The organism is Pseudomonas sp. NPDC098747, from assembly GCF_044760045.1.
Lineage (GTDB): Bacteria > Pseudomonadota > Gammaproteobacteria > Pseudomonadales > Pseudomonadaceae > Aquipseudomonas.
The window spans coordinates 60972-85897 of the sequence record NZ_JBIWAL010000008.1; the positions used below are offsets into that span (position 1 = coordinate 60972).

A 24926-nucleotide genomic window follows, 5' to 3' on the forward strand; every position below is an offset into this window, starting at 1 on the left:
ACGAATTCGTTGAATGAGACACCGCATTCGCGAGCAAGCTCGCTCCCACATTGGCTTATGTTTTTGGCTCAGCTAGGGAGGATGTATTTCTCGATCGCCTGGGCTACACCGTCTTCGGTGTTCGCGCCGGTAATCACATCCGCCTGACGCCGCACCGCTTCTTCCGCCTGCCCCATGGCAATCGACAACCCTGCGCAATGGAACATCGCCGGATCATTACCGCCATCGCCAATCGCTGCCGTCTGCGCAAGCGGCACGCCGAGATGCGCGGCCAGCGTCGCCAACGCCGTGCCCTTGTTCGCCTCCAGCGCCGTGACGTCGAGGTACACCGGTTGTGAACGCGAGACTTGCGCCATGCCGTTGACCTTGGGCAACAGGCGCGCTTCCAGCTCGATCAGAAACTCGGTATTGTTACTGGTCGCGACGATCTTGTCGATGCGCTCCAGATACGGTTCAAAGCTCTCCACCACCACCGGCGGATAACCGAGACCAGCCTGCTCGCGCGGCACCATCGGCCCGTTCGGGTCTTTGAGCAGCCAGTCACCGCCGCTGAACACCCAGACTTCAACATCGGGCTGGTCCGCGAACGTCGCCAGCGCAATCAGTGCGGTGGTCGCCGGCAGGTAATGCGCCACCAGCAGACTGCCGTCCGGATTGACGATGGTGCCGCCATTGAACGCCGCTGTCGGCAGGTCGACGCCCAAAGCTTCGATCTGCTGCAGCATGGCTTTGGGTGGACGGCCAGTGGCGAGGCTGAACAGCACGCCCGCCTCGCGCAACGATCGAACGGCGTCGATGGTGCGCTGGCTCAGACTGTGATCGGGCAGCAACAGCGTGCCGTCCATATCGCTCAGCAAAAAACGGATAGGCTCGCTCATCCCAGACCATGCCAGACGCGACCATCGCGAGTCAGCAGATCTTCGGCAGCCTGCGGGCCGTCTTCACCGGCGGCATAGGTCTGTACGCTCGCATCCTGCTGCCAAGCGTCGAGGAACGGCTGCACGGCGCGCCAGCCGTTCTCGATGTTGTCGGCGCGCTGGAACAGTGTCTGATCGCCCGTCAGGCAGTCGTAGATCAACGTTTCGTAGCCGGTCGACGGCTGCATCTCGAAGAAATCCTTGTAGGCAAACCCAAGCTCGATGTTGGCCATGTTCAGCGCCGGACCGGGACGTTTGGCCAGCAGATCGAACCACATGCCTTCGTTGGGCTGGATCTGGATACGCAGGTAGGTCGGCTGTAACTCGTCAACTTCGGTGTCACGGAACTGCGCGTAAGGCGCCGGTTTGAAGCAGATGACGATTTCAGTGTCGCGCACGCTCATGCGTTTACCGGTGCGCAGATAGAACGGCACGCCGACCCAGCGCCAGTTGTCGATCATCACCTTGAGCGCGACGTAGGTTTCGGTGCTGCTGTCGGGCGCGACGTTGGGCTCTTCGCGATAGCCGGACAGTGCTTTACCGCCGACTTCACCGGCGCTGTACTGCCCACGCACCGAATTGGCCCGTGCTTCTTCCACGGTCCATGGCCGAATGGCGCCGACCACCTTGGCCTTCTCGCCCCGCACCGCATCGGCGCCGAACGCCGCCGGAGGTTCCATGGCGACCATCGCCAACAACTGGAACAGGTGATTGGGCACCATGTCGCGCAAGGCACCGGTGTGTTCGTAAAAACTGCCACGGGTTTCAACGCCGACGGTTTCCGCGGCGGTGATCTGTACGTGGTCGATGTAGTGATTGTTCCAGAACGCTTCGAACAGGCTGTTGGAGAACCGGCTGACCAGAATGTTCTGCACGGTCTCCTTGCCCAGATAATGGTCGATCCGATAGATCTGCTTCTCGGACATGACCTTGAGCAAACAGGCGTTCAGGGCTTCGGCGGTGTGCAGATCGGAGCCGAACGGCTTCTCGATCACTACCCTTCTGAAGGCTTCGGGAATTTCCTCAAGCAACCCGGCGCTGCCGAGACGGCGCACCACTTCGCTGAAGAAACGTGGCGCGGTGGCCAGATAGAACACCGCATTGCCGGTGCCGCTGTCGGCGATTTTCGCCGCCAGCGCTGAATAGGTGCTGTCGTCCAGAAAGTCGCCCTGGACGTAGCTGATACCTTTGGCGAGCTTGGCCCACAAAGCTGGATCAAGCATCTGATCGCCCTTGCCGACCTTCGCCGCCACTTCGGTACGGATGAAGTCTTCGAGTTTTTGCGCGAAGGCTTCATCGGTAATGGCGTTGTGGTCAACGCCAACGATCCGCAGATTCTCATCAAGCAAACCGTCGCGACTGAGGTTGTAAAGCGCTGGCATCAGCAAGCGCTTTACCAGGTCGCCGTGGGCACCGAACAGGAACAGTGTGGTCGGTGGTGCGGGTTCTGCCTTGGATTTTCTGCGGATCGTATGGGTCATTTTTTCGCAGTCTCTACGTGGCCGCCGAAGCCGAAGCGCTGGGCCGAAAGAATCTTGTCACCAAAGGTGCCCTGGCCGCGTGAGCGGTAGCGCGAGAATAGCGAGTTCGAAAGCACCGGTACCGGCACCGCTTGCTCCATGGCCGCTTCGATGGTCCATTGACCTTCGCCGCTGTCTGCCACCGAACCGGAGAAACCGTCGAGTTTCGGGTCGCTGGCCAAGGCGTCGGCCGTCAGGTCGAGCAGCCAGGAGGAAACCACGCTGCCACGACGCCAGACTTCAGCAATGTCAGCCACGTTGAGATCAAAACGCTGATCTTCCGGCAGACGCTCGCTGGACTTGGTCTTGAGGATGTCGAAACCTTCGGCGAAGGCCGCCATCATCCCGTACTCGATGCCGTTGTGAATCATCTTCACAAAATGCCCGGCACCGGCAGGACCGGCGTGGATGTAGCCGTGCTCGGCACGCGGGTCATCAGACTGGCGGTCCTTGGTGCGCGGAATGTCGCCCATGCCCGGCGCAAGGGCGGCGAACAGCGGGTCCAGACGTTTTACGGTCTCGGCATCGCCGCCGATCATCATGCAGTAGCCGCGCTCCAGGCCCCAGACGCCACCGGAGGTGCCGACGTCGATGTAGTGCAGGCCCTTCTCGGCCAGGGTTTTAGCGCGGCGGATGTCATCCTTATAGTTGGTGTTGCCACCGTCGATGATGGTATCGCCCGCTTCCAGCAGGTTGCTCAGCGTCTGGATGGTGTCTTCGGTCGGCGCGCCGGCCGGCAGCATGACCCACACGGCACGTGGTTTGGCCAGGCCTGCAACCAGTGCCGGCAAATCGGCAACGCCCGTGGAGCCCTCGGCGACCAGGTTATCGATGAAAGCGGTATTGCGGTCGAAAACAACGGTGGTGTGACCGTTGAGCATCAGACGCCGCGCAATATTGCCGCCCATACGGCCCAGTCCAATAATCCCGAGTTGCATGTGCTGATGCTCCTTACTACAAATAATGTGTGTCAAAAGGTATAGCCCAACGCGACTAATGGAGGTTAGTCCAGAGCGTCGGGATGAAGTTTCCGGGCATTGTGCCCGATCCAGACAGATAACGTCGGGAATCGTGCCGAAGACACACCGACCATGGAAAATAAAAAAGTTCCATTCATGGGCAAAAGAAAACAAAATTGGTGCCGATAGTAAGTCAGCGCCTCAGAACGGGGGCTACTTACAGTTGAGACACACCATTTGCGAGGTGAGCAATGGGCACAGTACACACAGCAATGCCGCCACAAACCCTGTACGTCACGATTCGTCGCGATGAATTGCGTCAGTTGAAAGACGAGCGCGACCAATTGAAGCAGGAGTTGGCGCAATTGCGTGCGTTGACTCAGGGTGCTCAGCCCAAGCCGCTGCCGGTTGTTCAGCGTCACCCGCACGCCTGATCCACCCCGGCTGTTTTCGGGAGCAGCCGACGCTGTTCCCGACACGATGCACCTCTGGCCGCGTCTGCACAGACAAGAACGGCGATTAACAAAACTTTCACATTCCCTTCGTGATACTGCGCCGCATTCTGGCCGTACCTGCGCGTGCGGCATCCGTTCGTCGGCTTCATGGATGTTCCGGCGGTAGTTGTAACGAGTAAGCTGGAGCGCCAAATGGCATTGTTCAAACGCAGCAAAACGACTGCGGCAGGTTTCGATTGGGCCGGTTTCATCTGGCTGTTTGTGTTCTTCTGGTACTTCTCCGGCATTACCCAACTGCTGATTCAAATAACGGGCACCTCCGGTTTCACGGGGTTTCGCCAAGCGTTCGTGATGAGCGCAATCTGGCTGGCGCCGATGCTGCTGTTCCCCAAGCGTACCAAGCTACTTGCCGCCCTTATTGGCGTAGTGCTGTGGGCCTGCTCGATGGCCAGCCTGGGTTACTTCTTCATCTATCAGCAGGAATTCTCCCAGAGCGTCATCTTCATCATGTTCGAGTCGAACGTGTCTGAAGCCGGCGAGTACATGACTCAGTACTTTGCCTGGTGGATGGTGGCGGCGTTCCTCGCGCATACCGCATTCGCCTGGTTCCTGTGGACTCGCTTGCGCCCGGTGTACATGCCCCGTGGCCGCGCAATGGTCGCTGCCGCGGCTATCGTGATCGCTGTTGTCGGTTATCCGCTGGTCAAGCAAACGCTGCGCATGGGTACCTTCGCTCAAGGCTTCGAGAAATTCGAAACCCGTATCGAGCCGGCGGTGCCATGGCAAATGGCTGTGGCTTACCACCGTTATCTCGACACCCTGGAAGACATGCAGGGCATGCTGCACAGCGCGAGCAAGATCCCGCCGCTGCATAACCTCAAGGACGCCGGGGCCGAGCAGCCGTCGACGCTCGTGCTGGTGATCGGCGAGTCGACCAACCGTCAGCGCATGAGCCTGTACGGCTACCCGCGTAACACCACGCCGGAACTGGACAAACTCAAGGATCAACTGGCGGTGTTCGACAACGTCGTCACCCCTCGCCCGTACACCATCGAGGCGTTGCAGCAGGTACTGACTTTCGCTGACGAAGAAAACCCGGACCTGTATCTGTCCACGCCATCGTTGGTCAGCATGATGAAACAGGCGGGTTACAAGACCTTCTGGATCACCAACCAGCAGACCATGACCAAGCGCAACACCATGCTCACGACCTTCTCCGAACAGGCCGACGAGCAGGTGTACCTGAACAACAACCGCAACCAGAACGCCGCCCAGTACGACGGCGACGTGATTGAGCCGTTCAACAAGGCTCTGACCGACGCGGCGCCGCGCAAGCTGATCGTCGTGCATTTGCTCGGTACTCACATGAGTTACCAGTACCGTTATCCGCCGACTTTCGACAAGTTCAAGGATCGCAACGGTGTACCGCCGGGTGTGCGTGACGATCAGGTCCCGACTTACAACAGCTATGACAACGCCGTGCTGTACAACGACTTTGTCGTTTCGAGCCTGATCAAGGATTACGCCAAATCCGATCCGAATGGCTTCCTGCTGTATCTCTCGGACCACGGCGAAGACGTGTTCGACTCGGTCGGCCACAACACCTTGGGCCGTAACGAAAGCAAACCGACCGCGCCGATGTACACCATTCCGTTCATGGCCTGGGCTTCGCCGAAATGGCGCGAAAACCATGACTGGAACCTGGCAGGTGACTTGCAGCGACCGTACAGCAGCTCGCATTTGATCCACACCTGGGCAGACCTGGCCGGTTTGAGCTTCGACGAACTCGACCGCAGCAAAAGCGTGGTCAGCGACAGCTTCAAGGTTCGTCCACTGCTGATCGGCGATCCGTATCAAACTGCACAACGGGCGCTGATCGATTTCAGCCTGATGAAGCCCAAGCCCGTCGCGGGCGCAGAGCCGAAAGTCGTACAACAGTGACATCGAAAAGGGGCCGAAACGGGCCCCTTTTTTATGCCTGCAACATCTTCAAATGAAAGTATTTCGCGTTTGATACTAAATCGCAGTGCCTCGCTTCGTCTTTGAACAAACGGATTTTTTCCCCTCGAAGACAAGGAGTCGGCTGCGATGTTCGCGCCCATCACCCGTTCCATGACCCTCACCCTCGGCCTCTGCGGAGCCGCCCTGAGCACTGACTTACTGGCTGAATCCGAAGTCGAAAAACCACCGGAGCCCACCGCCCCGGCTATGCAATTGGAACCAACCAACATCTCCGCCCAAGGCCTGGGCACCACCACTGAAAACTCCCACGCTTACACTACCGGCGCAATGAACACCGCCACGCGGATGAACCTGTCGATCAAGGAAACGCCGCAATCGGTGTCTGTGGTCACCCGCCAGCAGATGGATGATTTCAAGCTCGGTACATTGTCCGAAGCCATGAGCCAGACCACTGGCGTGGTGGTGCAGCACCTCGACTCGGACCGGGTCGGCTATTCGTCCCGGGGTTATTCGATCAACAATTTCCAGATCGACGGGATGCTCAACACGTTCGACCGGATGAAATCCGACGCCGACACCATCATCTATGACCGCATCGAAGTGGTACGCGGCGCCACCGGCCTGACAACGGGCGCGGGCGATCCGTCGGCGACCATCAACATGGTGCGCAAACGTCCGACGGCCCAACTTCAGGCGCTGGCCGGGGTCAGCGGTGGCAGTTACGACGATTACTACAGTTACGTGGATGTCGGTGGGCCGCTGGCCTTCGATGGCCGTTTGCGCGGGCGCACCGTGCTGGCTTATCGCGACAGCCAGTCGTTTCGCGACAAGTACGCGCTGCAACGGGAAGTCGGCTACGGCATTCTTGAGGCCGACTTGACCGATTCCACGGTGCTCGCCGTGGGTTATGACTATCAGGACAAACAGGTGCAAGGTTCGGCCTGGGGCACCGTGCCTTACTGGAACGCCGACGGCGGCAAGGCCGGACTTGGCCGCTCGACCAATATGGCGACTGCCTGGAGTTCGTGGCCGCTCAAGGATAAAACCGCTTTCGCCACCCTTGATCAGGCACTGGCGGGTGGCTGGCACCTGAAAGCGGCCTACACCCATCGCCAAAGCGATATCGACGGCAAGGTCTACTATGGCGGCGAAGGTTTTCCCGACGCAGACCGCAGCGGCATGGTCGCCTACACCTCGCACATGGTCGGCACGCAGAAAATGGACGTCTATGACTTCAATCTTTCCGGCCCCTATTCGCTGCTTGGTCGCGAGCACGAAATGATGTTCGGTTATGGCGAAGCCGAGCACCGCTCCTACTCCCCCAAGTCCGTCAACGGACCGCGTGCCGCGGGTTACGGCAGCATCCGCGACTGGAAGTACATGGGCGATATCGCCAAGTTCCCTGACACCGTCACCGGGCTGACCGGCTCAAGGGGCAGCACGCGGCAGAAGGCCGGCTATATCGCCACGCGGCTGAGCTTGACCGATCAATTGCACGCCGTGATCGGCAGCCGCTACGGCAGTTGGGAAGGCGAAAATGCCGATTACACCTATGACAAAAGCCTGCAATTGACCCGAGTAGAAACCACCCGCCAGCAACAAAATGACGTCTGGACACCCTACGCCGGCCTGCTCTACGACCTGACGCCGGAATACACCGCTTACGTCAGCTACACCGATATTTTCAAACCGCAGAGCAACCGCGACAGCAGCCGCAACTACCTCGATCCGGTCGTCGGCAGCAACTACGAAGTGGGTCTCAAAGGCAGTTTGCTGGAAGAGCGACTCAACGTCGCCACGGCGCTGTTCTGGAGCAAGCAGGACAACGTTGCCGAGGTCGACAATTCGGTGCCGCCAGATCCGGTCACCCGCGAACAGTTCTACAAGTCCGGCGGCAAAGGCAACAAGGTCAGCGGTTTCGAAGCCGAGGTTTCAGGCGAAATCAGCAACGGCTGGAACATGACCGCCGGCTACACCTACACCCACTCGGCCAACGGTGAGCAGCAACGCACCAATGAAAACCAGCCGCTGAACATGCTGCGGGTGTCCACGGCGTATCGTTTGCCGGGCGAATGGCAGGCATTGACTGTAGGCGGTGCAGTGAACTGGCAGAGCCGTATTTTCGGCGATTCGAATCGCCCGGTCGGCCGCGATGCCGAGGGTGAGTTCATCACCGAAAATACCAAGATTCACCAGGGTGCCTACACCGTGGTCAAGTTGATGTCGCGTTATGCCATCGACAAAAACCTTTCGGCCTCGCTGAACGTCGACAACCTGTTCGACAAGAAGTACTACGAGAACGTCGGCTTCTACAACGGCGTGTACTGGGGCGATCCGCGCACGGTGACGGTGAGCCTGGACTGGAAGCTCTGACACGGCGCCTGACATTGCCCTGCTGACACAGGAAATTGTGCTGAAGGGCTTTAGCTGTGGCGAGGGCATTTATCCCCGTTGGGTCGCGAAGCGGCCCCTGCTTTTAAAAGCAAAAGCAGGGGACTGCTGCGCAGTCCAACGGGGATAAATCCCCTCGCCACAGGTATGGCACGCAATCAAAGGGTGTTAACCCCGAGTTAATTCGCTCGGCACAGACTTGCCTCCGAGGTCTGCTTCATGGACGAACGGCTCCGACTAAATCAGTAGGAGGCACCATGAAAATCACCACCGCAATTCTTGCCGGGCTACTCGCCCTCAGTTCCGCCAGCGCTTTCGCTGAAGGTGGCGCCGAACGCATGCGTTATTACTTCGACAACTTCCCGGTCCACAGCGCGCAAAGCAAGCAGGCGAGCGACGCCAGCGGGAAAGAGATTCGGGTTCCCGTCGATCAGACGGCGCAAGTGACCGAGTCCTACCGTAACTGAGTTTTCACAGAGCAACCGATGAACCTCCCACGGCTGTGCTCCGGCCTGAGAGATGACAGTTTGGCGCCCTTTTCGGGCGCCTTTTTTTATGCCTGAAGGTCTTTGATCCAGAACAGCATGCGCCCGTGATCCGGGTTGAACATGCCCGGTGCGAAGCCGAATTTACGGTAGGAGCTTTGTGCCACGGCGTTACCCTCCAGCACTTCGAGGGTGATCTTGCAGCAGCCGCGCTGGCGGGAGATTTCCTCGACCTTGCGGAGCATTTTCTGGCTCAATCCCAAACCGCGAAACTTGCTCATCACCGCCACATCGTGGACGTTGACCAAGGGTTTGCAGGCGAACGTGGAAAACCCCTCAAAGCAGTTCACCAGCCCTGCCGGCTCGCCGCCGACAAACGCCAGTACACTGAAGGCGTGTGGTCGGCGCGCCAGCTCTTCGGGCAGACGTCGCAGTAACTCAGGGTCAATCGGCTGCTCGCCGCCCATCGGGTCTTCTGCATAGTGATTGAGCACAACACCGATGGCCTCGGCATGCAGTGGATTGGTGTAACTGGCTTGAAGCACAAGAATTTCTGCGGAATCCATTTCCATCCCCGAACACAAAAGCCCCGGCGCGCAAAGTGCTTGCTGAAAGGCTCCATTGACCTTAGCGCGAGCGCGGCCCGGCCGACAACCCACGGGGAAAGCAATCTTTTGATCCTGTTGGATCAATGCCCCCAGATCAGCTCTTCGGTCCAGCCCAGTTCAGCAAAGTCGCGGGCGCGTAAACCAGCCTCGCCCACACAGAAAAACTCATCGAGTTGCGGCGGTTTCACAGCGGTATCGCTGAGCATCGCGTGCACTTGCCCACGATGATGAATCTGATGCTCGAACAGGTGCGAAAGCATGCGCAAGCGACTGTCGTGCTGCGGCGTTTCGCGGGCGATGGTGACGAGCCGGCCCAGATCGGCATCGCGCAATTGTTCGCAATAAGCGATCAGCCGGCGATCGACATGCGCTTGTTCGTCACGCAATGGAAGAGGGTCGGTAAAGGGTTCGTCGGCGTTGAAAAACACGTAGCAGTCCGGATGCGGTTCGTCCCCGCGCAGTTCGCGTTCCAGCGCATCCACGTAGAACCAGTCACAGGTGAGGATGTGATTGAGTGTCAGCCGGATGCTCGGAAAAAAGCTCACCCGAGCGGCCGCCAGGTCGCTGTCGCCGAGTTGCGTCCAGGCCTTGGCCAGTCGGTGATTGGCCCAGGCGTTTTGATACGCCATGGTCAGTAGATGATGGGACAGCGGCTGGTTCATGTGGGCGCCCTCTTCTTTCAAGCCTCGGCAAAGCGCTGCAATTGCATCTCTTGCAAGCGGCTGAGGGTGCGGCGGAACGGGAATTCCAGGTAGCCTTCGGTGTAGAGCGCCTCCATCGGTACATGTGCCTCGATGTACAGCGGCACCTTGCGGTCGTAGCACTCGTCGACCAACGCAATAAAGCGCCGAACGCCATCGTCGTGCACCGACAACTGCGGCAATTCACGATCCCCGGCCACCACTTGCGCGGAGCCGTCTTCGGTACCGCGAGCGATGCGCCCTTCGCGCTTCTGGGCACTTAGATTCGGCACGTCGCTCAACAGAATAGCCCGGTAGGTGTCGCACAGCGCGATGAAATCCATGGCGGCGAACGGTTGCTCGCACAGGTCGGCGTAACGACACCAGAGCACGGTCTGACTGGCCTGCACCACATTCAGCACTCGATGACCAACCGGCACCGGCTCAGCGCTGGCCGATTGCCCGGCCGTCAACGTTTGAAAGACCTCGTCCAGCGCACTGGCGCCTTCGGCAGTGGCGATAAAGTAGCGCTGGTGGATCGCGCCCGGATGCAGGCGATGATCCTCGGCGCCATTCACCCCAATCACCTGCATATGCGCCTTGATCGCGGCAATCGCCGGGACAAAACGGTCGCGATTGAAGCCATCGGCGTACAAATCATCCGGCGGCAAGTTGGAGGTACAGACCACGACCACGCCTTCGTCGAACATCACCTGGAACAGTCGCCCGAGAATGATCGCATCGCCTATGTCGTTGACGAACAGTTCGTCGAAGCACAACACCCGCACTTCGCTTGCAAGCTCTTTAGCAAGCGCTCGCAGTGGATCGGCGATGCCGGTCAACTGGAACGAACGCTGGTGCACCCAGCCCATGAAATGATGGAAGTGTTGGCGCCGCGCCGGCACTCGCAAGCTTTGATAGAACTGATCCATCAGCCACGTCTTGCCGCGCCCGACCGGCCCCCACAAGTACACGCCGCAGACCGAACGGGCACCGGCGTGCAAGGCTTCGTGGCATTTTTGCAGCGCCCATACGGCGTGCTCCTGAGCTTCATCCTGGATGAAACCCTTATGCTCAATGGCATGCTGCCAGGCGTTTAGCGGAGAGTCGAAAGTCATGCGCGGCAGTATGCCACGGCGCCCAAACCCCGTGTAGAAGCGGCCGAAGGCTGCAATCTTTTGATCCTGGCTATGAAAACCGCCCACACCCAATAAAACCTGACCTTTCAGGCAGTTTTATTGCGTTGCCCTCGCCGCCCTCTTCCGGCATCCTGCGCCTCCATTTTCTGACCCGGCCCCGCCTCACGGCGCGCAAATCACCATGACCGCCTCTGAAAAAGTCCCGCGCAACAACGATCTGATCTACGGCCTCAACGATCGCCCGCACCTCACCGCCACTGTGTTTGCTGCGCTGCAACACGTTTTGGCGAGTTTCGTCGGCATCATCACCCCGACCCTGATCATGGGCGGCGCCCTCGGTCTGCAAAGCGAAATCCCCTACCTGATCAGCATGGCGCTGTTCGTCTCAGGCTTGGGCACGTTCGTTCAGGCCAAGCGTTTCGGCCCGGTGGGCTCTGGTTTGTTGTGCCTGCAAGGCACGAGTTTTTCCTTTATCAGCGTGATTCTCAGTGCCGGGTTTATGGTCAAGGCTCGCGGTGGCGGCACGGATGAAATCCTCTCGACGATCTTCGGCGTGTGCTTTTTCGCTGCGTTCATTGAAGTCGCGCTGAGCCAGTTCATCGGCAAACTGCGCATGCTGATTACCCCGGTGGTGACCGGCACGATTATCACGCTGATGGGCCTGTCGCTAATCAAAGTGGCGATGACCGACATCGCCGGCGGTTTCGGTGCGGCGGATCTGGGCGGCGCCAGCCATTTGTTTCTGGCGGCACTGGTGCTCGGCACCATCGTGGTGTTGAACCGGGTCGACGTGCCGTTCCTGCGTCTGGGTGCGATTGTCATCGGCCTGACCCTCGGCTACGTGGTTGCGTGGCTGATGGGCACCGTGGACTTCGCCAACCTGCCCGACGTGCCGGTGGTCAGCGTGCCGGTGCCGTTCAAGTACGGCTTCAATTTCGACTGGGTGGCGTTTGTGCCCATCGCGGTAATTTTCCTCGTCTCGCCGCTGGAAGCTGCCGGTGACCTGACTGCCAATTCGATGATTTCCCGGCAACCGGTCAAAGGCCCGTTGTACATCCGCCGGATCAAGTCCGGTTTGCTCGCTGATGGTCTCAACTCGGCGATGGCAGCGGTGTTCAACAGCATGCCGATGGTGACCTTTGCGCAGAACAACGGCGTGATTCAGCTCACCGGCGTGGCCAGCCGTTACGTCGCCTTCTTCATTGCCGGCCTGCTGGTGCTGTTGGGGCTGTTCCCGATGATTGGCGCGGTACTGCAATTGATGCCAAAACCCGTGCTGGGTGGCGCTGAACTGGTGATGTTCGGCACCGTAGCCGTGGCCGGGATCAAGATCCTCGCCGAGGCTGGCCTGCATCGGCGCAACATGTTGATCGTGGCCATCTCCCTGGGCATGGGCCTGGGCATCGCCGCCGTGCCGGAAGTCCTGCGCGAACTGCCCCAGGCACTGCGAAACATCTTCGAATCGCCGATCACCGTGGGGGCGTTGTGCGCTATCGTGCTGAACATCTTCCTGCCGGAAGAGTTCATCGAACTTGAGGAAGACGATTTCGATCCGGAAGCCTCTATCCTGCAAGTCATGGAGAACCCGGATGTCCTGGCCAAGGCTGAACCTGCCTCGCCGGCGGCTGTCGCACAGTTGAACCGCTAAAAGCTGCGCCTGCGAAAAAGGGCTGAGCCGGCAATCGGTTCAGCCCTTTTTTGTTGAGAGATTATTTATGCGCCGTTTGCACGCCGTCATCCTGTCACTACTTCTGCTATCGCTCAGTGCCTGCGCGCTGTTTCCCAATCGTGACCAGGTCAACATCAACGTCGTCGGCATCGAACCGCTGACCAGCCAGGACTTGGAAGTGCGTTTTGCGATCAAACTGCGGGTGCAGAACCCCAACGAAACTGCCATTGACTACAACGGCATCGCCCTGGACCTGCAGGTCAACGGCCATGCGCTGGCCTCGGGCGTGAGCGACCAGCGCGGGACGATCGCGCGTTTTTCCGAAACCGTGGTCACCGTCCCGGTCAGCGTTTCCGCGTTCTCGGTGCTGCGCCAGACCCTCGGTCTGAGCCAGACACAAACCCTCGACAACCTGCCCTACGTGCTGCGCGGCAAACTCGCCGGCGGACTGTTCGGCACCATGCGCTTTGTCGACAGCGGCACACTCAGCCTGCCCAAGGCCCGCGCCGCCACCTGGTAAACATTCGATGGCCTCGCCGGGGAATCTGGGAAATCACCCGCGCGGAATGGCTGCGAACTCAACACTGACCCTAAACCCTAAACCCTGTGGGAGCTGGCTTGCCAGCGATTAGGCCTTGTCAGTCGACATCATTGTTGCCTGACCCACCGCCATCGCTGGCAAGCCAGCTCCCACAGGTATGTTTTGAAAGCGGCCTTACTTCGCCGCCATCAAGCGGTTGACCTCACTGCGCACCATGTTGGCGAACTCCGGCGGCGACATGCCGTCGAGCTCCGAACGGACCCATTCGGCCCATTTGCCCTTGCGCTTGGCACGCTCGCCGAACAACCGTGCAGCTTCGCCCTTGGCCTTGCCCAGATTACTTTGCCAGAGGTCGAACAGACGGGATTTCTCGTCTTCCAGCGCGGCGCGCTCTGCGAGGGGTTTGTCGGCCAGATTGAAACTCATGGGGAATTATCCTGCTGCGTAAATTGCCGACATCTTACACGCTCGACGGAAATCTCCCGCGCAGGTTTTTGATTCTGGCCTAAATTCAGTGCAACTTTTCACAAAGTTCCACACTCCATTAATCACTGTCCATTCAACCGCAAGGAGTCACCCAATGGCCCGCAAATCCGCCGTGCAAGCCGCCCAGGATCAAATCAAGGATCAAGCTTTCAGCGACCTTCAGGCGCTGATCGAAGAGTCCGACAAACTGCTCAAGAGCAGCGCCTCACTGGTTGGCGAAGAAGCGGAAACCCTGCGCGGACAAATCGCGCTGAAGCTGCAACAGGCGCTGGATTCGGTTTCCAGCGCACGTGAGCGTACCAAACCCGCTGTCGAAGCCACCGAAAGCTACATCGGCGGCCATCCTTGGCAGACCGTAGCGATTTCTGCCGGTTTTGGTCTGGTGGTAGGTTTGCTGCTGGGGCGTCGCTAAGCAAAAACGCTGTTTGAGCAGCCAAGTCTTTACTTAAGTAGAAACCAATTGTGCTGAGGGGATTTATGTGGAGAGGGGATTTATCCCCGTTGGGTCGCGAAGCGGCCCCCACTTTTGAATCAAAAGAAGGGGCCTGCTGCGCAGTCCAACGGGGATAAATCCCCTCGCCACATAAATCCCCTCACCACACTCAATTATCTGCCAGTTCCCTAAGCTCAATGACCTGCCAGATCCTTCAATTGCATCAACGTCTGCTCATCCAGCACGATTCCCTCCGCCAGTGACCTGGCACGTTGCAAATGCCGACGGTCCCCCGGCAATCGCTTGAGCCCTGCCCCATGCATCTGTCGCACCAGTTCCTCACTGCGCTCGGCAAAACTCTGCCCGGCCGCCTTGCTCGGATCAATGACAATCAGCAACTGCCCGGTCCACGGTGTTTTCGCGCCGGGATGGTTTGACCAGTCAAACTCGAAAGAAAAATTCCCACCGGTCAGCGCCGCCGCCAGCAACTCCACCATCATCGACAGCGCCGAACCCTTGTGGCCGCCAAACGGCAATAACGCCCCACCTTCAAGAATCGCCTTGGGGTCCTGGGTCGGCTGGCCGAGACTGTCGACACCCGTGCCCGCTGGCACCTTTTCACCTTTACGCGCAGCGATCTGCACGTCGCCATGGGCGATGGCACTGGTGGCCAGGTCGAAAACAATCGGCGCCGCACCGGCGCGTGGTGCGGCGAAGGCGATCGGATTAGTGCCGAACAATGGCCGATCGGCGCCGTGAGGCACCACGCAGGTGATGCTGTTGACCACACTCAGTGCCACCAGACCTTCCTCGGCGAAGGGCTCGACATCCGGCCACAGCGCGGCAAAGTGATGGGAATTGCGAATGGCCAACACGGCGATACCAGCATGACGCGCCTTCTCAACCAGCAATGGTCGCGCAGCTGCAAGCGCAGGCTGGGCGAAACCGTTGCCGGCATCGACACGCACGAAACCCGCGGCGACGTCTTCGACCTGTGGCACGGCGTGGCCGTTGACCCAGCCACTTTTCAGGGTCGAGACATAACCGGGAATACGGAACACGCCATGGCTGTGGGCGCCATCACGTTCAGCGTTGGCGCAGTTGGCGGCCAGCACCTGAGCCACCTCGGTGGAGGTGCCATGGCGCAGGAAAATCGTTTCGAGCAATCGGGTCAGCGCTTCGAGTGAAATCGCGGACGCAGACACAGGCTTTGCACAATCGTGTGGCGCAGACATCTGAAGCTCCAGAATAATTATTGGAGGGAACACCAGCGTACGGACAACTTGCGTACCGATTAACCACGCCGGACCGGTGCTCTGTCAACCCTTCGACGGCCATCGCACAAATGCTTGAAAACCCGGTGATGCGATAACTATCTACCACCTTGGCATCCGCCACGACTCTTACTCTTGGGCCTCACTCTTCGCGCCGAACGCGCCATACCGAGACTCAATGATGAATGAGCCTGCATCCCCACTGCTTTTCCCCGAAACCCTGAATTCACATGGCCTGTGGGCAAAACTGGGCAAAACTCATAACCTGAACGGCAAGGACTTTACCTGGCTGGCCCATGTAACACTGGCGACGCACGCTCTACGCAGCACGCAAACCCCACCGATGATCGCCGAAAGCATCCAAATCCACGCCGGCACGGCGCCATCGGTAAAACTGCCCGGCTGTTTTGTCCTCAGTGAAACCCCCGACGACAAGGGCGCGATCCTCTACACGCCGTACGATGGCATCAAGAAATACTCAAGCCTTGCGACCCTGAAAACCCTGCTTGAAAAACGTGTGAAGGACGCCGAGGAAGAAGATCCACTACTGGCATTTCTTTCGCTCGCCCAGCGCAGAGAGATTAGTGAGCAGACCCAGCGCACCCTGACGTATCAGATGATCGAAGGCGACATCTTCGATACCCAGGAGGCCGATATTCTCGCCGGTCAGCAATTGAACGCGCAGGCCATGCTTGACGAGTTGAAGCGGTTGCCGGCGCTCACATCGATGCTGGAAAGGATGCTTGATGATCTGCTGAACATCCGCTTGCCAAACATCAAACAGGCACTCACCCGCGTCAACTTCTACACCGACACCCCTGTCGACAGCAGCTCTGCCGCATCGACTGCGCAGTCGGTCAGACACTGGCACGACTCGATAAGCCTGAGTGACGCGGTGTTGATGTTTTACCGAAACCAGGGTTGGCCGGCGGATCAGTTGCATGAGTTTTCCAACCCCAAGCGTGCGCCGTTCGATCGCGATCAAACCATTTGGGAAGACGCGCTGAACAAGGTAGCTGGCAAACTTGAGGTGTTGCTGTTTGAGCAACTGCAACGTTATTGGGACGCGCCCGCCCAGTCGGGAGCGTCACGCGACGCATTTTTCGCTGCGGCACTGGAAGAGCAGGCCCGCGCCGATCTGATGATCAAACGCGAAACCGGCATCATCAACGCTGACAAGTTCGCCGTCCTGCATCAGATGATTCGGCCCGACGCGTTGCCGGCCGGTCGCCCAACCATCGAAAACGTGCGGCTGTGGGAATACGAGCCCGACTATGTCGAGTTGGCGGGCTCGTTGATGATCAGCCATACCGACGCCTGTCTTTACACCCCGACCCAGGGCTTGCAGGTACTCAAGGATTACGCCGACCTGCGAGACACCGTGTTGAGCAAGTTCGGCGCCCCCGGCCATGAGGACGAATTCTATGGCTTGTTGAGCATGCAAGAGCGCAATCGGTTTGTTGGCTTAAATCGGACAAACGTGACGGGCGAGAGTATCGGCGGCGAACCCTTCAAAGTGCTGTGCGAGGCAATTATCACCAAGCAACGGCAGAACATCGCCTACGCCTTGCAGGTGTTTCGCCACAGCGAGGGCGCCGTCGACATTCATTCTTTGTTCGACAAGGCCCTGGATATCCGAGCCATGCTGCATGAGCGGTTGCTGAGGCTGGATGCCGGTGAGCGCTGGTCCACCAGGCCAGTGTTGACTGGCGTTCAACAACCTTCGGCGGTGCTGGCACACAAGGCAACAGAGATTGCGAATTTATGTGATCTCGAAGATGCGGTGATCACCGGCTCGTTCAGAGGCCAGCCGATCGCCACCGGAGCAGAGCAACGCCCTTATATCGAAAACATGAAAAGTCGACTGGCCAACGTGCTGGTCAGCGGTGTGACCCAAGAGGCGCATTTGCGAGTGTTGAGTGGCTCGTTCAAAGCCGCCGAGCAGGCGATTGTCGAAACCGTGTTCAATTGCGATCAGGCCAGCCGCCATGATCGGCCCTCACTCAATGGCTTCCAGCCTGATGCCTGGTCACTCACCCTCGAGAGCCCCGGTCTGAAGGGCGCATTGTCACTGGCTCACTGCGTTTTACTGACCGAACGTGGAGGCCTCGACGACGCGCATTCGGGCCGAATTATTCTATGGACTCCCGCGCTGGGCCTGGAAGTCTTTAGCAGTATTGCCGTCGCGCGACTTGCGCTGGAGCGAAGGCTAAAGGACAAGGTTGAGCGTCTGTCACTGCTGCAAAACCTTCTGCCGCAAGAGCGTCGGTTCCATAAGGAGTACACGTTGGGTGGCTTGCGGTTGATCGAGGACAATGTGCTGCTCGACCGCGTGCAATCAGGCATCGAGCACTTTCTCGCACGTTGCCAACAGCTTCGCGAGCACATAAAAGACCCGGCCAGACTGAAGGCGGCGCTGCACATTCTCGTAAAAACGCCGATTGATACGAATCTGCTACGAACCATTTATCTGGCAAAAGCCATCAACCAACAACAGTCACTTCCCGCCTGGCTCGGCATGGCGCCGGTAGAAGAGCAGCAGCTACACCTCGAACTGCTGGAGCAATGGCGCCACAGCGTTGTTGGCCACAAGGACTACCTCAGTGACCTACCCTCTCTGCCCGACTATGTGAACCAGAGTTTGAAGTCATTGCTCGATAGCCGGTTTCCAGGCAGCCAACTCGATCCGGACAACATCGAGATCACCCCCAATCTGGCGCTGGCCGGCCCCCCTCGCACGCTTACCGAATTTGCGTTGAACCACATTAATATCGGACAGGGTACCGGGTTCAAAGTCGCCTCGAAAACCTTCAAGCGATTACCGGCAGGTCTGGATCAAAACGCCGTTCGGCAACTTTTGCTTTCACTGGCCATACCCACGACGTTCGCTACAAAAATCACTGATGCGTTCTCGGCTGGCAATGCGCAAGCCGCTGAGCGCAAACAGCGCTTCTATCGCCAGATACCCTGGCAACTGCTGCAACATGCACAGGGCTTGAAAATGCAACAACAGTTATCCAGCAACGCGTTCGATAACCTCTTCCAGGTGCTGGACATGCCGGATGACATCGCACGCAATATCGTCGAGGGGGCTCACGCCATTGTTTATCCGTTGTCGTTGATAAAAACGGCCGGGGCAACTGCTGTAGAAGCCGTGGGTCTGTATATCGTCAGCCCGGGCAGCGGTCACAAGGGGCCACTGGTCGTGTATGCCCCGTATGGCGAACAAATTTTCCGCGAGTTCACGGACGAGGCAAGCGTAGTCGCCGCCATCAATAAGCCCGGAAGTTTCCAGGACCTGGTGATTCGCCGATTGCCGCAGGCACAGCAGTCGGTGTTTGCGGCGCTGTTTAAGTCGACCTACGGCGAGACCAGTGAGATAACCCTGGCCAGCGTCCCCATCACCGGCAACGTATTGCACAGGTTTTTCACAGACAACCTCAAGCTGCTGCCGCATTTTTTGAAATGCCAATCGCAGAGTAACGCCCACGCCGATTGGGAGACGGCCAAAGTCCTGTTCAAACGTGGTATCAGCCTAAGTGCAGGCCTGCTCCCGGGCAAACTGTCCTATTTTTCGTTTCTCTGGCAGGCATACAAAGACTTCAAACATTCGGCCGAAGGCTTGCAGGATCATCACTGGTCGCGAGCCTTGAAGTCATTCATTTCCGGGGCGGCGCAAATGATCTCTCTGGGACGCCTGAAACTGGAGGGTGCCGTGGAAACGCACGTCACTGACACCGCGCCGCGCCTTCCAGCGCTGGCGGCCCCAACCTGGTCGCAAATCAGACCGACCTCGCCCCTGCGCACCGAGTTACAGCCCTTTGAAGCAATGGATGTCGCGCTAAAGGATCTCAAGCACGATGCACAGACTGGCACGTACGAGGACCTGATCAGCAAGCGCATCTATACGGCAATTGCCGGCAAGGTAAATCGCATCGAACAGCCCGGGATTGTCTGGCAGATCGTCAACGATCAGATACCCGGCCCGTCTTTGATAGCGAGTGGATCGCGTCTGTTACTGGCACCCGACCGGCACGCGGTTCATTACGGTAAGGTCATGTCGACCTTGTACCCGCGGTACGATGTAGAGACCACCCGTAGGGCTTTGTTGAACATCGAAGCGATTGGCATGCAGGAGATCCAACGCCTTTATCCCCATAAAGCCCAGCAGATTCAACAGGCGGTCGACCTTGCGCGCTTTTATGCATTCAACAGCCTGCACAACCTGGCCCAACTGAAGGCCAATGTGCCTGGGAGCCGTCTGGATGGTTTTTTCAAGGCTTTTTTTGGTGTAACAAGGGTCGATAACAATTTGTTGAGCAAAGTGTACAAGGCAATCGTACCCGTCTGCGACGCACTGGTGGACCCCAACGACGATCTGATGAATACGGAACGTTTTGTGGTGGGCTCCAATTCTGGTGAAGACGCCGTTGCCGCATTCGTGCTAATCAAGGACGACCGTAAAATGGTGCATTTCACCGAGCTGTTCTTTGATCCCGAACTGGATTACTACAAAGGAAACTTGACTGAATCTTTTGACATCGACGGTCACGCTCAGGCATCAACACTGATTCACGAATTCTCCCATCAGTTCTCGCAAACAGAAGACTTCGCCTTACTGGAGGCGCGGCGTCCATTTCCTGATCTGATAAACACCATCACAGGCTTCGGTCAGATCCTCAGGGATGCGCTGGAGGAGTTTCAGAATACTGCCCTGTCACTGCGCACGCCCCGAGAGCAGCTGTTTGCACGCTGGAGTAAACGCCGCAGCGAGTTTGTCGATTTTGACGAACTTGAGCACGGCAAACACCTCAGCAAAGCGGTACTGAGGCTGACAGGCAGTCCCACCATCGATGACGCGCGCAATGCTTTCTACGACCGAGTCTCTGTGGATGCGCGTATCGACATCATCCTGCACAATGCCGATTCACTCGCACGACTGATCTGTGAGATGGGCCGGCAACTCGACCCGGTGCCCGCGCCCTGAGGCGCCTGAGTGAAAAATAAGTTCAACTTTGATGGGTAAATGCCATGACTGATGTTCTCGGCAACTTCCCGTCAAGGTTAGAATGTGCGAAATCAGGATGAGTCAATGACCCAAGACACTCTATCGGAAGCCGAATACGATGCGATCACCGATGCCGCCGCGCATTGGTGCATGCGTTTGCACGCCGCCGACTGCACGGAGGAAGAGCGTCGCGCATTCCAGCAATGGCACGATGCTTATCCCCTGCATGCGTTCGAGTACGAAGCCATGCTGGAAATCTGGGACGTTGCCGGACTCCTGCCGCGCCCGGAAACGGCGTTGGTCGTACCGACTGCTCGGCCTTCCCGTCCTTGGCGCCGATACGCGATAGCAGCCGGAATCTGCGCGCTCGCACTGCCGCTGACGGCTTACACCGGCTGGAATCTCGGCTGGCTGCCCAACAGTTATGAGCATTTTGCCGCCAGCGACAATGTGCGCAAGGTGACGCTCAGTGACGGCAGCCAACTCGAACTGAACCTCAACACGGATCTGACCTTCAGCAACTACAAGGACGAACGCCGCGTCACCCTGAGTAAAGGTGAGGCGTTCTTTACCGTCAGTCACGACACCTCGCATCCGTTTGTCGTCCGTGCAGGCGAAGGCAGGATCCGGGTAACCGGCACGCGGTTCAACGTCTGGATGTATGAGGATCAAGTGCGGGTGAACCTGATCGCAGGTTCGGTGCTGGTCAGCAGTAATCGCCAATTGCCGGGCGATGGCTTGCGGCTCGAACCGTCCATGCAGGCGCGTTACAAACCGGGCGACTACATGCCGCAGATCAGCCAGACCTACCCCAACGACGCCTCGCTGGCTTGGCGCAGCGGGAAACTGGTGCTGGACAATTTGTCGCTTAATGAAGCTTTGCCGCTGATCAATCGCTACCTGGAAAAACCGTTGATGCTCGCCGACAACAGCACCGGCGCGATTCGGCTGGGCGGCATTTACAACATCAAAGAGCTCAATAACCTGGCCAACTCCCTGCCCAAGGTCCTGCCCGTCTACCTGACGCGCAACAAGGAAGGCAGCCCGGTGATCAACCCGATGCCGCAACAGCCGCCAAAAAGCTGAAGGCCGCGCCCCTTGCGGGATGCGGCCTTCAGTTCTTGCTCAAGTTACGCTGTGCTTACTGAGCGGCGACTTTCCCGACCTTGCCCAACGAGCCCTGAATGGTCTGGACCTGATATTGCGGATCAGCCTGGATCTGCTGTTCGGTAAACGGCATCACACTCCACTGTTTCTTAGAGAATGCCTCGGTCTGATCGCGCGAGTATTTCGATGCCGGATCGCTGGACAGCGAGAAAGCCAACAGCCCCTGCGCGTGCGGGCCCTTTTCATCGAACGTCACGACTTGCAGATAGCTGGTGCCACTGACCACCTCAAGTTTGCCGTCCTCGCGTGGCACGCTCTGGATAGCGTTGTAGATCCCCAGCGTACCCGGCCCGCCATGAATCGGCGTCTGCTGCCCGCCGCTGCTGGCCACCTGGATATCGCCCCAACGGGTTTGCGGTTTGAGGCCCATCTTGCCAATCGTCTCGACCGACGCCAGCATTGCTTCGCGCAGGGCCTTGGCCACCGCAGGCTGCTCGACAGCCAGACCACGCGGGGTGTGTTGCGCGTCTTGCGGATCGAAGGCGACGCGCCAGATGTCCGCTGACGTCTGCAAGGCTTGCATGATGTTCTGGAAATGCACCAGACCCAGGCCCGAATCCAGATTGGCCCGCCCGTCCCACGCCTTGAGGCTGACACACACAGGTTTCAGCGCTTGCGCATCGGCGCCAAGATCAGCGGCGCAGAACTTCAGCAGATCCGGCACGACCTGGGTCGCCAGATACACCTGATCGTCCATCACCATCTGCTGTAGATCCTTCACCGCCAGCGAGCCTTTTTTGTTCAGGCTCGCCAGACGATCGAGGGCAAAGCGCGAACGCAACCCCAGCGGTTCGCCGTCCTGACTGATCAGCGGCGAGAAGCCGGTGAGCGGTTGCGCCGGGTTGGCCAGCCATGCGGAATCGTTGGAGTGCTGGACGAAGTCCTTGCGCAGCAGTTGCGGTAATTGGCTGGCGGCATAAATGCCCTTCTGTGCCGCTTGCGGGTCGATGTCCCAGGCGCAGGCGCTGTTGGAGCCGTCGAGCACGATCATCTGAGTGCCGATTCGCGGGTCGCTGCACTTGGCGAGTTTTTCGCGGCTGACGTTTGGCACCACCGACAGGTTCATGTACAGCGTCTGTCCCTTGTCATCTGCCGCCAGCGTATTGACCCATGGAATGCCTTGGATCTTGTGCACCGAATCCTGCAACTCCTCAAGCGTGGAAGCCTGATTCATCGCATACCACTGCTTGAGCACGCGATCGTTATCGAGGTTGGCATCACGCAGGCTGTAGGCGAACTGTTTGTCCCAGTCGAGCTTTCCCGGCCATTGCACAATCGGGCCGAATTTGGAGCTATAGATGTCGCGTTTCACCGGCAGCATTTGCCCATCGGCCTGTTTGACCTGCACGGTCACTGTCTGCTTGCTCATCGGCAACGATTGGCCATCGAGCAGATAGCGCGTCGGGTCTTTCGGATCGAGTTGCAGGCGATACAGGGTGAAGTGTTTCGAGGAGTCGACCGTGTGGGTCCAGGCCAGATGCTGGTTGAAGCCGATGTTGATCATTGGCAAGCCCGGCAAGGCGGCACCCATGACGTCGAGTTTGCCGGGAATGGTCAGGTGCATTTGATAGAAACGCATACCGCCAACCCAGGGAAAGTGCGGGTTGGCCAGCAGCATGCCGCGACCGTTGAACGAACGCTCGCTGCCCACTGCTACAGCATTACTGCCACGATCAAGGGCGAAGCGCTGCTGACGGGCGTCTGCCATCTGGTAGGCGCGCGTATCGTTGGCGATCCCGGCCGTGGCCTGTGGTGGCGCGGCACCGGCCAGGGCTTCGGCGAACTGGCCCACCCCGCCCTCGACCAACAGACGACGAGTCAGCTTCACCAGGTCTTCGGGGGCAATATCGCGCACCCACTCGCCCTGACATTGTTGCGGCAGCCCCTGCTGACGACGCTCGGCGAGATAGCGGTTGTAGCCAGCGGTATAACCTTCGACCAGATCACGCACCTGGGCCGTTTGCGCCCGCCAGAACGTATTGACCGCTTCCGGCGTATTGAGCCAGGTAAAGAAGACATCGCTGACGCGGTTTTCACGCTCCTCGACGGTGAACTGATCCGGGCCGAAATAACGCGAACGCTGACCATTGACCGTGACGATCTCGTTGGCCAACAGGCAGAGGTTGTCCTGTGCATAGGCGTAACCGATGCCGAAACCGAGGCCGCGCTCGTCTTGGGCGCGGATATGCGGCACGCCGAAACCGGTACGACGGATATCGGCGCTGGTATCAACAGAGGGGCTCAATGCGTGGGCCGACAGGCTCAGCCCACAAAACATACCGGCAAGGGCCAGTCCGGTTAACTGCCTGGAAATAATCACGCTCGCTCCTGATCGAAATGCCAAAGAGCGGATCTGCGTCGCCGCGCCAAGCTTGTGACGGGTAGCGGATCCGCTGTGGAAACACCCACGCGTCCACGCGCAATGAGCCTGTCCTGAAAACGAACGCCGGAGAAAAAATTTAGCCCGCCGCTGGCCGGTTTTACGCCGTGATTACGCGCAGTAGACGAATTACCGACAAATTTTCTACATTTTTTCTTTCATGATTTGTCGAGCTGAAACGTCTTGTTTAGAGAGAGCAAAAAAACCTTTCCCGATAGGGCTCTGAAAAGGAGTAATCGCATGTACAACTCGCAACTACCAACGGACGGTAGCCAGGCGCCACAAGGAGCATCCATGAGCCCCCACGCCAGCGATTTCGGGCAACGCGTCGAGCGTCACGGCAACGAACGCATCCGGCAGTTGCTGAAAAGTTTCGGTCTGCGCACCAGCCTGATTCGTCTGAAGGTCATCGACGCCCTGCTGGTCGCGGCACAAAGCGATCGTCGCCTGGGCGTACGCGGCGTCCATAGCCAATTGCTGGATCTGGATATTCCGCTGTCCTTCCTCAGTGTGCGCGAAGTCCTCAAGCGCCTGTGCACCGAAGGCGTGATCACCTTCAATGCAGACAAGAGCTACAGCCTGCATCCACAGGCTGCTGCGGTTCTCGACAACGAGTGAAACGTATAGCGATCGCCGTCAGGGTTTGACCTTGCGGCGCATCACGCCATTGATCACGACGACGATCACCGCCACACCGATGGCGATGTACTGGAAGGTTTTTTCATCGATCTTCCCGGTGTTTTGCAGCCAGGACAGGCCGAGCATGATCGCCAGTACGGACACGGCGATCAGAATCGAATAAATCAAGCGTTGCTTCTGGGTCATTGCGGCTTCCTGAAACGTTGAAATGTA

The 24926-nt window shown here is 58.6% G+C and carries 21 protein-coding genes; 10 read left to right on the forward strand and 11 right to left on the reverse strand.

The window, feature by feature from the left end:
- Positions 1 to 68: 68 nt before the first annotated feature.
- Genes ACIQVE_RS07410 through gnd form a run of 3 tightly spaced genes read right to left on the reverse strand, consistent with a single transcriptional unit; the run spans position 69 to position 3375 of the window.
- On the reverse strand, positions 69 to 878 hold the full coding sequence (locus ACIQVE_RS07410; RefSeq protein ID WP_402806198.1) for an HAD family hydrolase: 810 nt from the start codon (positions 876 to 878) through the stop codon (positions 69 to 71).
- Complete coding sequence (gene zwf, locus ACIQVE_RS07415) at positions 875 to 2398, reverse strand: glucose-6-phosphate dehydrogenase (protein ID WP_402806200.1); 1524 nt, start codon at positions 2396 to 2398, stop codon at positions 875 to 877. The genes ACIQVE_RS07410 and zwf overlap by 4 nt, the downstream gene beginning before the upstream one ends.
- The gene (gene gnd, locus ACIQVE_RS07420) at positions 2395 to 3375 is read right to left on the reverse strand and encodes a phosphogluconate dehydrogenase (NAD(+)-dependent, decarboxylating) (RefSeq protein WP_402806202.1); all 981 of its coding nucleotides are present in this window, start codon (positions 3373 to 3375) and stop codon (positions 2395 to 2397) included. The genes zwf and gnd overlap by 4 nt, the downstream gene beginning before the upstream one ends.
- A 272-nt stretch (positions 3376 to 3647) precedes the next feature.
- On the opposite strand from gnd, the gene ACIQVE_RS07425 reads away from it, so the two are divergent.
- The 4 genes from ACIQVE_RS07425 to ACIQVE_RS07440 all read left to right on the forward strand — a co-directional run bounded on the left by ACIQVE_RS07425 (position 3648) and on the right by ACIQVE_RS07440 (position 8671).
- Positions 3648 to 3830 carry a DUF6026 family protein gene (locus ACIQVE_RS07425; protein WP_064391122.1) on the forward strand — a complete coding sequence of 61 codons (183 nt, stop codon included), beginning with the start codon at positions 3648 to 3650 and terminating at the stop codon, positions 3828 to 3830.
- Between the two features lie 213 nt (positions 3831 to 4043).
- Positions 4044 to 5792, forward strand: coding sequence for a phosphoethanolamine transferase CptA (locus ACIQVE_RS07430; RefSeq protein WP_402806205.1), 1749 nt, complete (start codon positions 4044 to 4046; stop codon positions 5790 to 5792).
- Between the two features lie 147 nt (positions 5793 to 5939).
- The gene (locus ACIQVE_RS07435; RefSeq protein WP_402806207.1) at positions 5940 to 8186 is read left to right on the forward strand and encodes a TonB-dependent siderophore receptor; all 2247 of its coding nucleotides are present in this window, start codon (positions 5940 to 5942) and stop codon (positions 8184 to 8186) included.
- A gap of 275 nt (positions 8187 to 8461) precedes the next feature.
- Positions 8462 to 8671 carry a hypothetical protein gene (locus ACIQVE_RS07440; RefSeq protein WP_402806209.1) on the forward strand — a complete coding sequence of 70 codons (210 nt, stop codon included), beginning with the start codon at positions 8462 to 8464 and terminating at the stop codon, positions 8669 to 8671.
- An 86-nt stretch (positions 8672 to 8757) separates the two neighbouring features.
- Here the strand turns inward: ACIQVE_RS07440 and ACIQVE_RS07445 are convergent, their stop codons facing one another.
- The 3 genes from ACIQVE_RS07445 to zapE all read right to left on the reverse strand — a co-directional run bounded on the left by ACIQVE_RS07445 (position 8758) and on the right by zapE (position 11095).
- Positions 8758 to 9255 (reverse strand): GNAT family N-acetyltransferase, encoded by a 498-nt coding sequence (locus ACIQVE_RS07445; protein WP_402806212.1) that lies wholly within the window; start codon positions 9253 to 9255, stop codon positions 8758 to 8760.
- Between the two features lie 122 nt (positions 9256 to 9377).
- Complete coding sequence (locus ACIQVE_RS07450; protein ID WP_402806215.1) at positions 9378 to 9959, reverse strand: DinB family protein; 582 nt, start codon at positions 9957 to 9959, stop codon at positions 9378 to 9380.
- Between the two features lie 17 nt (positions 9960 to 9976).
- The gene (zapE, locus tag ACIQVE_RS07455; protein ID WP_402806216.1) at positions 9977 to 11095 is read right to left on the reverse strand and encodes a cell division protein ZapE; all 1119 of its coding nucleotides are present in this window, start codon (positions 11093 to 11095) and stop codon (positions 9977 to 9979) included.
- A gap of 202 nt (positions 11096 to 11297) precedes the next feature.
- Here zapE and ACIQVE_RS07460 point away from each other — a divergent pair, with 202 nt between their 5' ends.
- Both ACIQVE_RS07460 and ACIQVE_RS07465 read left to right on the forward strand, forming a co-directional pair.
- Positions 11298 to 12764 (forward strand): nucleobase:cation symporter-2 family protein, encoded by a 1467-nt coding sequence (locus tag ACIQVE_RS07460; RefSeq protein WP_402806218.1) that lies wholly within the window; start codon positions 11298 to 11300, stop codon positions 12762 to 12764.
- A 67-nt stretch (positions 12765 to 12831) separates the two neighbouring features.
- Complete coding sequence (locus tag ACIQVE_RS07465; protein WP_402806221.1) at positions 12832 to 13305, forward strand: LEA type 2 family protein; 474 nt, start codon at positions 12832 to 12834, stop codon at positions 13303 to 13305.
- A gap of 195 nt (positions 13306 to 13500) precedes the next feature.
- Here the strand turns inward: ACIQVE_RS07465 and ACIQVE_RS07470 are convergent, their stop codons facing one another.
- Entirely contained in the window at positions 13501 to 13752 is a 252-nt protein-coding gene (locus tag ACIQVE_RS07470) for a hypothetical protein (protein WP_402806223.1), read from the reverse strand.
- 154 nt (positions 13753 to 13906) lie between these two features.
- Here ACIQVE_RS07470 and ACIQVE_RS07475 point away from each other — a divergent pair, with 154 nt between their 5' ends.
- Positions 13907 to 14224, forward strand: a complete 318-nt coding sequence (locus tag ACIQVE_RS07475; protein WP_402806224.1) for a YqjD family protein — start codon at positions 13907 to 13909, stop codon at positions 14222 to 14224.
- Positions 14225 to 14439: 215 nt separating this feature from the next.
- Here ACIQVE_RS07475 and ACIQVE_RS07480 read toward each other — a convergent pair whose 3' ends face one another.
- Positions 14440 to 15480: an Ldh family oxidoreductase gene (locus ACIQVE_RS07480; protein WP_402806225.1), complete on the reverse strand. Its 1041-nt coding sequence runs from the start codon at positions 15478 to 15480 to the stop codon at positions 14440 to 14442.
- Between the two features lie 583 nt (positions 15481 to 16063).
- Positions 16064 to 16573, reverse strand: coding sequence for a hypothetical protein (locus ACIQVE_RS07485; protein ID WP_402806226.1), 510 nt, complete (start codon positions 16571 to 16573; stop codon positions 16064 to 16066).
- Between ACIQVE_RS07485 and ACIQVE_RS07490 the strand changes: the two genes are divergently transcribed.
- Together ACIQVE_RS07490 and ACIQVE_RS07495 are read left to right on the forward strand one after the other, a co-directional pair.
- Positions 16550 to 20506 carry a dermonecrotic toxin domain-containing protein gene (locus tag ACIQVE_RS07490; RefSeq protein ID WP_402806229.1) on the forward strand — a complete coding sequence of 1319 codons (3957 nt, stop codon included), beginning with the start codon at positions 16550 to 16552 and terminating at the stop codon, positions 20504 to 20506. The genes ACIQVE_RS07485 and ACIQVE_RS07490 overlap by 24 nt on opposite strands.
- 105 nt (positions 20507 to 20611) lie before the next feature.
- Positions 20612 to 21613 carry a FecR family protein gene (locus tag ACIQVE_RS07495; RefSeq protein WP_402806231.1) on the forward strand — a complete coding sequence of 334 codons (1002 nt, stop codon included), beginning with the start codon at positions 20612 to 20614 and terminating at the stop codon, positions 21611 to 21613.
- 55 nt (positions 21614 to 21668) lie between these two features.
- On the opposite strand, the gene ACIQVE_RS07500 is transcribed toward ACIQVE_RS07495, so the two are convergent.
- Complete coding sequence (locus tag ACIQVE_RS07500; RefSeq protein ID WP_402806233.1) at positions 21669 to 24014, reverse strand: penicillin acylase family protein; 2346 nt, start codon at positions 24012 to 24014, stop codon at positions 21669 to 21671.
- A gap of 300 nt (positions 24015 to 24314) precedes the next feature.
- Between ACIQVE_RS07500 and ACIQVE_RS07505 the strand changes: the two genes are divergently transcribed.
- On the forward strand, positions 24315 to 24692 hold the full coding sequence (locus tag ACIQVE_RS07505) for a fe2+ zn2+ uptake regulation protein (protein WP_402806236.1): 378 nt from the start codon (positions 24315 to 24317) through the stop codon (positions 24690 to 24692).
- Between the two features lie 18 nt (positions 24693 to 24710).
- Here ACIQVE_RS07505 and ACIQVE_RS07510 read toward each other — a convergent pair whose 3' ends face one another.
- Entirely contained in the window at positions 24711 to 24899 is a 189-nt protein-coding gene (locus tag ACIQVE_RS07510; RefSeq protein ID WP_042559024.1) for a hypothetical protein, read from the reverse strand.
- Between the last annotated feature and the right edge of the window lie 27 nt (positions 24900 to 24926).